General features: G+C 49.0%; 10 protein-coding genes and 1 rRNA gene. 7 read left to right on the forward strand and 4 right to left on the reverse strand.

What is annotated here, in order from left to right:
- The first annotated feature begins 2 nt into the window (after positions 1-2).
- A 5S ribosomal RNA gene (gene rrf, locus ETV65_RS22340) occupies positions 3-118 on the forward strand.
- Positions 119-198: 80 nt separating this feature from the next.
- On the opposite strand, the gene mobB is transcribed toward rrf, so the two are convergent.
- Together mobB and mobA are read right to left on the reverse strand one after the other, a co-directional pair.
- Positions 199-732, reverse strand: coding sequence for a molybdopterin-guanine dinucleotide biosynthesis protein MobB (gene mobB, locus ETV65_RS22345; protein ID WP_129955240.1), 534 nt, complete (start codon positions 730-732; stop codon positions 199-201).
- Positions 729-1,316: a molybdenum cofactor guanylyltransferase MobA gene (gene mobA / locus ETV65_RS22350; RefSeq protein WP_129955241.1), complete on the reverse strand. Its 588-nt coding sequence runs from the start codon at positions 1,314-1,316 to the stop codon at positions 729-731. The genes mobB and mobA overlap by 4 nt, the downstream gene beginning before the upstream one ends.
- A 154-nt stretch (positions 1,317-1,470) precedes the next feature.
- Here mobA and ETV65_RS22355 point away from each other — a divergent pair, with 154 nt between their 5' ends.
- From ETV65_RS22355 to polA, 4 genes are all read left to right on the forward strand, one after another.
- A complete protein-coding gene (locus ETV65_RS22355; protein ID WP_129955242.1) occupies positions 1,471-1,740 on the forward strand; it encodes a YihD family protein in 270 nt (89 codons plus the stop codon).
- A gap of 92 nt (positions 1,741-1,832) precedes the next feature.
- Positions 1,833-2,819, forward strand: a complete 987-nt coding sequence (locus ETV65_RS22360; RefSeq protein ID WP_129955243.1) for a serine/threonine protein kinase — start codon at positions 1,833-1,835, stop codon at positions 2,817-2,819.
- 46 nt (positions 2,820-2,865) lie between these two features.
- Positions 2,866-3,489 carry a thiol:disulfide interchange protein DsbA gene (dsbA, locus tag ETV65_RS22365; RefSeq protein ID WP_129955244.1) on the forward strand — a complete coding sequence of 208 codons (624 nt, stop codon included), beginning with the start codon at positions 2,866-2,868 and terminating at the stop codon, positions 3,487-3,489.
- Between the two features lie 388 nt (positions 3,490-3,877).
- Positions 3,878-6,676 (forward strand): DNA polymerase I, encoded by a 2,799-nt coding sequence (gene polA, locus ETV65_RS22370; protein ID WP_129955245.1) that lies wholly within the window; start codon positions 3,878-3,880, stop codon positions 6,674-6,676.
- 350 nt (positions 6,677-7,026) lie between these two features.
- On the opposite strand, the gene yihA is transcribed toward polA, so the two are convergent.
- Positions 7,027-7,677, reverse strand: a complete 651-nt coding sequence (yihA, locus tag ETV65_RS22375; protein WP_129955246.1) for a ribosome biogenesis GTP-binding protein YihA/YsxC — start codon at positions 7,675-7,677, stop codon at positions 7,027-7,029.
- 580 nt (positions 7,678-8,257) lie between these two features.
- Between yihA and yihI the strand changes: the two genes are divergently transcribed.
- Together yihI and hemN are read left to right on the forward strand one after the other, a co-directional pair.
- Entirely contained in the window at positions 8,258-8,809 is a 552-nt protein-coding gene (yihI, locus tag ETV65_RS22380; protein ID WP_129955247.1) for a Der GTPase-activating protein YihI, read from the forward strand.
- Positions 8,810-8,996: 187 nt separating this feature from the next.
- Entirely contained in the window at positions 8,997-10,370 is a 1,374-nt protein-coding gene (hemN, locus tag ETV65_RS22390) for an oxygen-independent coproporphyrinogen III oxidase (RefSeq protein WP_129955248.1), read from the forward strand.
- Between the two features lie 81 nt (positions 10,371-10,451).
- Here the strand turns inward: hemN and glnG are convergent, their stop codons facing one another.
- Positions 10,452-11,864, reverse strand: coding sequence for a nitrogen regulation protein NR(I) (gene glnG / locus ETV65_RS22395; protein WP_095924078.1), 1,413 nt, complete (start codon positions 11,862-11,864; stop codon positions 10,452-10,454).
- Positions 11,865-11,866 lie beyond the last annotated feature (2 nt).

The raw sequence follows: 11,866 nt of genomic DNA on the forward strand, positions 1-11,866 counted from the left end.
TGCCTGGCGGCACTAGCGCGGTGGTCCCACCTGACCCCATGCCGAACTCAGAAGTGAAACGCCGTAGCGCCGATGGTAGTGTGGGGTCTCCCCATGCGAGAGTAGGGAACTGCCAGGCATCAAATAAGCGAAAAGCCCCGTACGAAAGTGCGGGGCTTTTCGCTATGGGGAATTTGAGTAATAAAAGAGGAGTAGTGCCTACTGTTTTTGCTGATTTTCCAGCCATCTGATGACAAACTTTCCAATCTCTTCTATCTCATTTATATTCAAGACGCTAATTGCCTTTGAAATATTCTCTGAAAAACAATCGCTGGCTACCGCAACAACATGCTTATCAATTAACTGCTCCAGTGCTTTCCCTGTTCCTTCCCTGTGCAGGACGATTTTATCGATCTCTTCATGCTTAAAGCCCTCAACGAGAATCATATCCAGTTTATGGTAGTCAAAACGCGTTGCCAGATATTCAAGATTGAGCTGATCCTGCCCCGGCGTTTCAGTCATCAACGCCCACCGGCTATTACTGGCAACCATCGTCTGGTCTGCACCAGCTTTCCGTAACTCAAAGCTGTCTTTTCCTGGGGTATCAACATCTACTTCATGATGGGTATGTTTTATCAGGCCGGTTCTTATGCCCTGCTGACGCAGGTAAGGAATGAGTTGCTTCAGCAATGTAGTTTTCCCTGTCCCGCTGTAAGCGACGATTCCAAGCAATGGAATTTGTGTGTTTCTCATCTTGAGAGATCCTGGTGACGGGTTTTCCAGAGAGCTACGTCTTCAGGCGTATTGAGATTGGAAAAGGCGTTGGCGTCACCGAACAATACTGATTTTGCCCCAATATTATCAAGAAAAATCATGAGCTTCCTGTCGCCATTATCAAGATATGCCGTCAGTGCCGGGATCAGACTCCGGTTTAACAGGCAAAGTGTCGGATGTTCACGCTCTGGATCGCAGGCATATACAGCCTGTTGCCCTGCTGTGTTTGCTAAAAAAGCTTCAGTGAGATTTGCCGGGAAGTCTGGAACATCGCAGGGAACGAACAGTGCCCATTCTGTTTTGCTCACTGATAGTGCTGCAAGCATCCCGGCAAGGGGGCCGGAAAAATCCTGTATCTTGTCAGGGACTGTCCGCAAATTTCGGCCATACTGTTTCATATTCCTGTTACAGCTGATGAGGATCTCACCGACCTGCGGGCGTAACCTTTCAGCGATATGTTCAAATAAAGGCTTACCCTGGATTTCAATAAGCCCTTTATCTTGTCCCATTCTGCTCGAACGTCCGCCGGCTAAAATAACGCCGGTAATTTCATGCTTATCCATAATGTCCACTCACAAAACATCTATATTCCGTTTATTGTAACGTCTTACCATGAGGCCAGGCAGGTTTTAACTGGATCCCCCGTCAGCTTGTGCTTTCCCTCAAGAAATAACCCTGTTATTTTTAGGGTTTGTAACTGAGCTGAAAAGGAACATCATGAAAGAACATCGCGTAAATGAGTTGATTGAGCTGCTTCATCCTGCCTGGAAGGAAGATTCCGATCTTAATCTGGTGGAGTTTATCCAGAAGCTGGCGACAGAATGTGGTTATCAGGGCCCATTAGGCGAACTCAGTGATGACACACTAATTTATCATCTGAAAATGCGCGGAACTGACAGCACAACGGAAATCCCTGGCCTGAAGAAAGACTATGAGGATGACTTCAAAACTGCCATTTTACGTGCCCGTGGTGTGATTAAGGATTGATGTAAACTTATGTGAACTTCATGCGAACCGTGAAAAATAGATGATACTATTTCCTATTGTCACTATTCTGCGCGGCTAACCCGAATGAAGTTATGAACAATTCAGCTTTTAATTTTCAGGCATTGTCGCCGGATCTTATCCTTGATGCGTTAGAAAGTGTCGGGCTGATTGCTGAGTCCGGCCTCACTGCCTTAAACAGCTATGAAAACCGTGTCTATCAGTTTCTGGGAGAAGACAGAAAACGTTATGTGGTGAAGTTCTACCGGCCGGAGCGCTGGAGTGAAGAACAAATCCAGGAAGAGCATCAGTTTTGCCGTGATATGGCCGATGCTGAAATCCCTGCTATAGCCCCTCTTTCTATTAATGAAAATACGCTTCATCACTACCAGGGTTATATGTTCACCGTATTTCCGAGCGTCGGTGGTCGACAGTATGAAATTGATAATCTTGACCAACTCGAATGGGTAGGGCGTTTTCTTGGCCGTATTCATCAGGTTGGCAGTGAAAGTCTCTTCATTGCTCGTCCGACAGTTGGCCTCGATGAATATCTTTCCCGACCACGTGATGTCCTCGCGCAATGTCCTCTGATCCCCAAAAGCCTGCGAGAGCCTTTTTTATCTGTGACAGATAAATTGATCACCACGACCCGGGAATTCTGGCATACCGACTGGCAGCCTTTGCGCTTGCATGGGGACTGCCACCCCGGGAATATTCTCTGGCGAGATGGCCCGCTGTTTGTGGATATGGATGATGCCCGTAATGGCCCGGCAATTCAGGATCTCTGGATGTTGTTACATGGTGATGAAAGTGAGCAAAGGCTCCAGTTAGATACTTTGCTGGAAGCTTATGGCGAGTTCGCTGATCTTGATACCAGTGAACTGTCTTTGATTGAACCGCTACGTGCTATGCGCATGGTTTATTATCTGGCCTGGGTTGCCCGTCGTTGGGATGATCCTGCATTTCCTAAGAGCTTCCCCTGGATGCAGGACGAAGATTTTTGGCGAGGTCAGATAGCGGCTTTTATTGAGCAAATTAAGAAATTGCAGGCACCTCCTTTACGGCTGATGCCAATGTATTGAGTCACGATTAACGTTCAAAATTTAATTAAATGGAGATAGGCTTTCTATGAAAAAGATATTCCTGGCACTGGTTGGTATGGTTATGGCCTTCAGTGTATCTGCTGCGCAATTTTCTGATGGCGCGCAATATGTTACTCTCGATAAAACCGTAGCTAATGAGCCACAGGTACTTGAGTTCTTCTCATTTTATTGCCCGCACTGCTATCAGTTTGAACAAGTCTGGCATGTGTCTGACAGCATCCGTAAGAACCTGCCGAAAGATGTAAAATACACTAAATACCACGTTGAGTTCCTTGGCCCGTTAGGTAAACAACTAACACAGGCGTGGGCTGTGGCTATTGCTCTGGGTGTTGAAGATAAAGTTAGCCCGTTGATGTTTGATGCCGTACAAAAACAACAGTCTGTACAAAATGCTGATGATATCCGTAAAGTCTTTATTCAGGCTGGCGTGAAGGGCGAGGATTATGATGCTGCACTTAACAGCTTCGTCGTGAAATCACTGGTTGTTCAGCAGGAAAAAGCAGCCGCTGATTTGGGTCTGCAAGGCGTTCCTTCTGTATTTGTGAACGGCAAATATATGGTTAAAAATGACGGGCTTGATACCAGCTCACAGGATATGTACGTGAAACAATATTCTGATGTGATCAATTTCTTAGCGACTAAAAAATAACTATTCCTGAGCTTAGCGCCAGCCTTCGGGCTGGCGTTATATTGTCAGGGAAAAATAACAGCCAAAGTGCTTACTTCTGGAAATCTAAATAATTTATCCCTGGAATGTTTCTTCTAAATATTACTATCCACAATAGCTATTAAGCTTCTATTACAACGTTATTTCATAAAAAATACCGATAAGCTCATGAAACCAGTAATTAAAATTCTGGAGTATTTTCAGAATATGATCAGATAGTAATTTGCTATAAAAACTATTCACAAAGTTATCCACAGGATGATCCTTCGAGATCCCTCGCAACTTCGCAATGAATTTCCCTCTCAAGGTTCGTCTTTCCCGCTGGCTATGGCATCCTTAGTGTATGTCTGATCACGAATAAAGAAGAGTTATGGCCCAGATAGCAGAAAACCCCTTAATCCTGGTAGACGGTTCGTCTTACCTTTATCGCGCTTATCATGCGTTCCCTCCGCTGACCAACTCTGCTGGGGAACCGACCGGTGCGATGTACGGTGTGCTCAACATGTTGCGCAGTTTACTGCTGCAATACACACCAAGCCATGTTGCTGTGGTTTTTGACGCGAAAGGCAAAACCTTCCGTGATGAACTTTTTGAACAATATAAATCTCACCGTCCCCCGATGCCAGACGACCTGCGCTCTCAAATTGAGCCTCTTCATCAAATGGTCAAAGCTATGGGGCTGCCTTTGCTGGTGGTTTCTGGTGTAGAAGCTGACGACGTGATCGGCACGCTGGCTCTTGAAGCAGAACAGGCGGGGCATGCGGTGCTGATCAGTACCGGTGATAAAGACATGGCGCAGCTCGTGACCCCGGGCGTGACTTTAATTAATACCATGAACAATACGATTCTTGGGCCAGATGAAGTTGTCGATAAATATGGCGTTCCACCTTCACTGATCATTGATTTTCTGGCTTTGATGGGCGATTCCTCGGATAACATACCAGGCGTGCCGGGTGTAGGTGAGAAAACGGCGCAGGCTCTCTTACAGGGCATTGGTGGCCTTGATGCTTTGTATGCTGATCTGGATAAGGTGTCGACACTCAGTTTTCGTGGCTCTAAAACCATGGCGGCTAAACTTGCTGAGAATAAAGACGTCGCTTATTTATCTTACCAACTGGCGACCATTAAGACAGATGTTAAGCTGGACTTGACCTGTGCAGAGCTGACAGTCTCAGAACCGAACGCGGCTGAACTTCATCAGTTATTTGGTCGCTATGAATTCAAACGCTGGCTGGCCGATGTTGAATCCGGGACCTGGCTAAGCGGTAAAAAATCTACGGGTAAGGCAGCAGCGAAGAAAGGCGCTGCCACTCAGGAAGTTGCCACCACTGCGCCTGTTGAACCTAACCAGCTTTCTCAGGACGGTTACGTCACCATTTTGGATCAAAAGACACTTGATGAATGGATCGGTTATCTGAAAGCATCGGATGTGTTTGCATTCGATACAGAAACTGATGGCCTGGATACGCTGACTGCCAACCTCATCGGCTTATCATTCGCCACCGAAGCGGGTAAAGCGGCGTATTTGCCTGTTGCACATGATTATCTGGATGCGCCGGCGCAGCTGGATCGCGATGAGGTGCTGAAACAACTGAAGCCTTTGCTTGAAGATGAAAAGCAGCTGAAAGTCGGTCAGAACCTGAAGTTCGACCGCGGTGTGTTACTGCGTTATGACATCGAATTGAAAGGCATTGCCTTCGATACCATGCTTGAGTCCTATGTACTCGACAGCGTATCTGGCCGTCATGATATGGACAGCCTGGCCGATCGTTATCTTGGCCATAAAACCGTCAGCTTTGAAGAGATCGCGGGTAAAGGTAAAAATCAGCTGACCTTCAACCAAATTGCGCTTGAACAAGCGGCACCGTATGCGGCGGAAGATGCTGATGTTACGTTGCAGTTGCATCAGTCACTTTGGCCACGGATTGCACAAAGTGAATCCCTGAAGGCAGTATTCACGGACATCGAAATGCCTTTGGTGCCTGTGTTGTCTCATATCGAACGCACCGGTGTTCTGATTGATCAGAATATTCTCGCAGCCCATTCGAAAGAACTGGCTATTCGTCTGAATGAACTCGAAAACAAAGCGCATGAACTGGCTGAAGAGCCTTTTAACCTGTCTTCGACCAAACAGTTACAGGCCATTCTGTATGAAAAACAGAAATTGCCGATCCTCAAGAAAACACCGGGTGGCGCCCCGTCAACCAATGAAGAAGTTCTGGCTGAGCTGGCTTTGGATTATCCGCTGCCAAAAGTGATTCTTGAATACCGTGGGCTGGCGAAACTGAAATCGACGTATACCGATAAACTGCCCTTGATGATCAATCCGCAGTCCGGGCGTGTGCATACGTCTTATCATCAGGCAGTCACGGCAACGGGGCGTCTGTCTTCCAGTGATCCAAACCTGCAAAACATTCCGGTGCGTAATGATGAAGGGCGGCGTATCCGTCAGGCTTTTATCGCGCCAAAAGACTACATCATTCTGGCAGCCGACTACTCACAGATTGAACTGCGCATCATGGCGCATTTATCGAAAGATGAAGGTCTGCTGAAAGCATTTGCCGAGGGTAAAGATATCCACCGCGCAACGGCAGCGGAGGTCTTTGGCACGCCGCTGGACAGCGTGACTGGCGAACAGCGCCGCAGTGCGAAGGCGATTAACTTTGGTCTGATTTATGGCATGAGCGCCTTTGGTTTATCACGCCAGCTGAATATCGCGCGTAAAGAATCCCAGCGTTATATGGATTTGTATTTTGAGCGCTATCCTGGCGTGCTGGAATACATGGAACGTACCCGTGCTCAGGCTTCTGAACAGGGCTATGTTGAAACGCTGGATGGACGCCGTCTGTATCTGCCGGACATCAAATCCAGTAATGCCATGCGCCGCAAAGGTGCCGAGCGTGCAGCCATCAACGCCCCGATGCAAGGTACAGCTGCTGACATTATCAAGCGCGCCATGATCAGCGTCGCTGACTGGCTGCAACGACCTGACGCGCCGCGTGCCCGCATTATCATGCAGGTACACGATGAACTGGTGTTTGAAGTGCATAAAGATGATGTCGAAGCGGCAAGCGAAAAAATCCGCAATCTGATGGAAGCAAGCATGACGCTGGCCGTTCCGTTGAAAGTGGATGTGGGCACGGGCGACAACTGGGATCAGGCACACTAAGTGAATAGTTATTAAGCTTTTTTTGTAATTAAGCTACACAATTATGTGCTCATACCATGAGAGTGATCGCATAATCCGCGATTTTTGTGTAAGTAAACTACAAAAAGTTCTTTTTCCCCGTCAGAAAATAGGGTAAAGTTTCTCTTGTAGGGTACAGAGGTAAGATGTTCTATCTTTCAGACCTTTTACTTCACGTAATCGGATTTGGCTGAATATTTTAGCCGCCCCAGGCATTTTATGTCTGGGGCGTTTTTTATGGGATTTTCACCGTGTTACTCCCATAAAAAAAGGTAACCTTGCGGTCACCCCTTTCTGTACATTACTGACATTTCCCCGTTACGGGAGCGTTGTTATTCGCCTTCGTCAGAAACCTCTTCATCCAGCACTTCCGGTGGGATTTCGCTGAACCAGGTGTTCAGTTTGTCACTCAGTTTATCCACGCCCATTTTCTTTGGTGACGAGAATGCTTCCACCTGAATATCGCCCATGAATTCTTTCACCGCTTCACGAACCATTTTGATCTGCGCCTGACGTGCGCCTGAAGCCAGTTTGTCTGCTTTAGTGAGCAGCAACATGACCGGCGTACCTACGTCAACAGCCCACTGAATCATTTGGTGATCGAGATCTTTAAGCGGGTGGCGGATATCCATCAGCACAACCAGACCTTTCAGGGAGTTACGCATTTGCAGATATTCGCCCAGAGCACGCTGCCATTTACGCTTCATTTCTTCCGGGACTTCTGCGTAGCCATAGCCCGGTAAGTCGACCAGACGAATGCCCGGTTTCACTTCAAAGAGATTGATAAGCTGGGTACGTCCCGGTGTTTTACTGGTACGTGCGAGGCTTTTCTGCTGAGTCAGGGTATTCAGCGCACTGGATTTGCCGGCGTTTGAACGACCAGCAAATGCGACTTCAATGCCTGCGTCAGATGGCAAATGCCGGATATCCGGGGCACTCATGACGAAATGGGTCATATGATAGTTGTAAATTTGGCTGGTCAAAACGTGCGTCTCCGTGAGGCATGAGTATCTGGCTGGCGATTATAACTGCAACTGCGCCGGGATGTGTTCGTGTTTTTAAAATCCGAATGATGAGGCGAAGGGACCACAGAGATGAAGGCGGGGGAAAATTGCCTTCATGATGTAAGACATTTGCTATTCATGATGCGGGTTATTTCGCTTGTTTTCTCGCCTTGTTTTTTAATTTTTATATATTTCAATAAGATAAAATTAATGTGTTCTTTGAACGCTCAACGCGGCTGGTGGGTATCTTGAGCCTTTGTGTCAGTCGGGTAAAGTGATTCTTACGCGATGAAGGCAAGAATGGAAACATGGACGAAAATTGCATTCACGGATCACTGGAAATGCATCGCGATTTAAGGATGAACGGAGCCGGAGGCTCTGAAAGGCAAAGGAAAAACCGGGACGTTGAGGCTATACAGGGAAAGTGTTTGATGAATATCCTTCTGAAGAAGGAAAGAAAAAGGCAGCAAGGTTACCTTGCTGCCTTTTTTCTTTGTCCGCTTTCTGCTAGATTCCGCCGCAAATCTATACTAAATGTACACACCTAAGAGCAGATGCCATGAAACAGCCAGCGAAAGCACCGCGCGCCAATACCGCGACAGCTAAAACGAAGAAGAAAAGTCGTGTCGAGCTTGATATCGAAGCGCGCGAACGCAAGCGTGACAACAAGCGCCGCGGCCATAAAGCAGGCTCACGCGCTAACCCTGATGCCGCTCAGAACCAAAGCGGCGCGGGGGCGAAAAAAGCCGATCCGCGTATCGGCAGCAAAAAAGCCGTGCCATTGATCGTTGAAACCGTCACGAACAATGCGGCGAAAGCCAAAAAAGCTGCACAGCCGAAGCAAGATGCAAAACCTAAAATGACACCGGAAGAAGAACTGACGTTACTTGAAAACGATGAGCGTCTGGATTCTTTGCTGGATCTCATCGACGATGGCAAAGCATTAAACGCAGAAGATCAGGCTTATGTTGACCAGACTCTGGATCGCATTGATGTTCTGATGGAAATCCTCGGCATTGAACTCGGCGAAGATGAAGATGACGAAGAAGCCGTGAAGAACGAAGACATGATGCAGCTGCTTAAGCGCGGAAACCCAAAAGACGGTTTCTAAGCTATGCGCTGGGTTATCCCGGCAATAGCCTTACTCTTTGCATGTTATCTGCTTTGGTTATTCGGTAAACTACGCCGGTTATCGAAAACCAGAGCACGTTTGCGCAGAGCGACCTTTGCACGGCAGGCCAAAAGCCTGCCTGTAAGGCGAACCGGCAGCATCCGACGCCGGAAGGAGTAAGTCACCCATGTCAGAACAGACTACCGTCTGGGATTTAGCGCTGATCCAGAAATACAATTATTCGGGTCCGCGATACACATCCTATCCAACAGCGCTTGAGTTCAGTGAAAGCTACGATAATACCGCTTTCGAAAAGGCGGCCGCCCGTTATCCGGCACGTCCTCTCTCATTGTACGTGCACATTCCTTTCTGCCATAAGCTCTGCTACTTTTGCGGCTGCAATAAACTGGTGACCCGTCAGCAGCATAAAGCCGAAGAATATCTCAACGTGCTGGAAAAAGAGATAAGTCACCGTGCGCCGTTCTTTAAGGGCCGTCAGGTGAGTCAGCTGCACTGGGGCGGTGGTACACCGACTTACCTCAGTAAAGCCCAGATAAGCCGTTTGATGGGCCTTCTGCGGGCACAATTTAATATCCTGTCCGACGCAGAAATGTCGCTGGAAGTGGATCCGCGCGAAATCGAGCTGGATGTGCTCGACCATTTGCGTCGCGAAGGCTTTAATCGCCTGAGCATGGGCGTGCAGGATTTCAACAAAGAAGTGCAACGTCTGGTTAACCGTGAGCAGGACGAAGATTTCATCTTTGCCCTGATTGAACGCGCCCGTATGCTGGGTTTCAGTTCGACCAATATCGATCTGATTTACGGCCTGCCGAAGCAGACGGCAGAAAGTTTTGCCTACACGTTGCAACGCGTGGCAGAGCTGAACCCCGATCGCCTGAGTGTGTTTAACTATGCGCATATGCCAAAACTGTTCGCCGCTCAGCGCAAAATCAAAGATGCCGATTTACCAGGCGCAGAAGAGAAACTGAAAATTCTGCAGGAAACCATCGCTTCGCTGACCGGTTCCGGTTACCGCTTTATCGGTATGGATCACTTTGCCCGCCCTGATGATGAGCTGGCTATTGCCCAGCGCGAAGGTAAATTGCACCGTAATTTCCAGGGCTACACTACACAGGGCGACAGCGATTTGCTCGGAATGGGCGTTTCTGCTATCAGCATGCTCGGCGACACCTATGCGCAGAATGAAAAAGATCTCAAAACCTATTACGCCCGGGTGGAAGAGCAGGGGCATGCGTTATGGCGCGGTCTGGAAATGACCAGCGATGACTGCCTGCGTCGTGACGTTATTAAATCGCTAATCTGCCATTTTGAGCTGAATTTCGGCGATATTGCACAGCGTTATGATATCCGCTTCACCGACTATTTTGCTGATGACCTGGCACTGCTGAAGCCGCTGGCAGAAGACGGGCTGGTTGAGGTGAGTGATACGCATATTCTGGTGACGCCACGCGGGCGTTTGCTGATCCGTAATATCTGCATGTGCTTTGATATTTATCTGCGCCGTCAGGTGCGCCAGCAACAATTCTCCCGCGTTATCTGACTGCCTGCGCTGCAAAAATCTATTCGCAGTAAAGCAAAACAGCCGCATGAGCGGCTGTTTTGCTGTCTGGTGCAGGGACTTTTATTCCATGCCCAGTTCTTTCAGTTTGCGGGTCAGGGTATTTCGCCCCCAGCCCAGCAACCGTGCCGCTTCCTGTTTATGCCCCTGCGTATGGCGCAGCGCCGTGGTCAGTAACGTACGTTCCATTTCAGGTTGCGCTTCTGACAGCAGGTTTTGATGACCGGAACGCAGTGCGCGGTCGGCCCACTGTGCCAGCAACGTCGCCCAGCTGTCCGGCAGACTCTGACCACCGGTTTCCGGCGCCGAGGTCTCAAACAGTTCGCTGGGTAAATCCTGGATCAGGACTTCCTGACCGGCTGCCATGACGGTGAGCCAGCGGCAGGTATTTTCCAACTGGCGCACGTTGCCCTGCCATGGCAATCGCGTCAGTGCCGTTTCCGTTTCCGGATGCAGATTTTTCGCTTCCACACCCAGCTCTTTGGCCGCTACCTGCAGGAAGTAACGCGCCAGACGCGGAATATCTTCACGGCGTTCACGCAGTGGCGGCAAATGGACACGGATAACGTTCAGGCGGTGGAATAAATCCTCGCGGAATTTTCCTTCCTGAACCCGTAATTCCAGATTCTGGTGAGTTGCGGCGATGATGCGCACGTCCACTTTTACTGGCGCATAACCGCCCACACGATAAAACTGACCATCTGCCAGCACGCGCAGAAGACGGGTTTGCACATCGAGTGGCATATCACCGATTTCATCAAGAAAGAGCGTGCCGTTATCGGCTTGTTCAAAACGTCCCTGACGGATAGTGTTGGCGCCGGTAAATGCCCCTTTCTCGTGCCCGAATAATTCGGACTCGATCAGGTCTTTCGGGATGGCTGCCATATTCAGTGCGATAAAGGGCGCCTTAGCGCGCGGGCTGTGGCGATGTAAGGCATGCGCGACCAGTTCTTTACCGGTGCCGGATTCTCCGTTGATCAGCACGCTGATTGAAGAACGGGACAAACGGCCGATAATGCGGAATACGTCCTGCATCGCCGGCGCTTCGCCGATAATATCTGCGGTCGGGCCACTTGCCGGCTGGCTGCGTGCCGGTTGCTGCTGTTCCTGATAATGACTGATGGCACGCTCAACCAGTGCCACGGCTTCGTCAATGTCGAACGGTTTTGGCAGATAATCAAATGCACCTTGCTGATAGGCGCTGACCGCAGCATCCAGATCGGAGTGCGCTGTCATTATGATGACCGGAAGCATCGGATGACGTTGTTTAATCTGCTTTAACAGCGCTAAACCGTCCATTCCCGGCATCCGGATATCGGATAACAAAACGTCAGGGGTTTGAGTCGCAATGGCATCAAGCACTTCATTGCCGCTGTCAAACGTCGTGCAGGTTAAACCGGCTCCAGTGAGCGCACGTTCAAGTACCCAGCGGATGGAGCTATCGTCATCGACGATCCAGACTATCCCTCGTTGCATAA

Source organism: Rahnella sp. RFA10(1/100) (assembly GCF_004195115.1).
GTDB lineage: Bacteria > Pseudomonadota > Gammaproteobacteria > Enterobacterales > Enterobacteriaceae > Rahnella > Rahnella perminowiae.

Excerpts from the sequence above, each read along its gene's own strand:
- mobB (WP_129955240.1), bottom strand. The coding sequence starts at position 732 with ATGAGAAACACACAAATTCCATTGCTTGGAATCGTCGCTTACAGCGGG.
- mobA (WP_129955241.1), bottom strand. The coding sequence starts at position 1,316 with ATGGATAAGCATGAAATTACCGGCGTTATTTTAGCCGGCGGACGTTCG.
- ETV65_RS22355 (WP_129955242.1), top strand. The coding sequence starts at position 1,471 with ATGAAAGAACATCGCGTAAATGAGTTGATTGAGCTGCTTCATCCTGCC.
- ETV65_RS22360 (WP_129955243.1), top strand. The coding sequence starts at position 1,833 with ATGAACAATTCAGCTTTTAATTTTCAGGCATTGTCGCCGGATCTTATC.
- dsbA (WP_129955244.1), top strand. The coding sequence starts at position 2,866 with ATGAAAAAGATATTCCTGGCACTGGTTGGTATGGTTATGGCCTTCAGT.
- polA (WP_129955245.1), top strand. The coding sequence starts at position 3,878 with ATGGCCCAGATAGCAGAAAACCCCTTAATCCTGGTAGACGGTTCGTCT.
- yihI (WP_129955247.1), top strand. The coding sequence starts at position 8,258 with ATGAAACAGCCAGCGAAAGCACCGCGCGCCAATACCGCGACAGCTAAA.
- hemN (WP_129955248.1), top strand. The coding sequence starts at position 8,997 with ATGTCAGAACAGACTACCGTCTGGGATTTAGCGCTGATCCAGAAATAC.
- glnG (WP_095924078.1), bottom strand. The coding sequence starts at position 11,864 with ATGCAACGAGGGATAGTCTGGATCGTCGATGACGATAGCTCCATCCGC.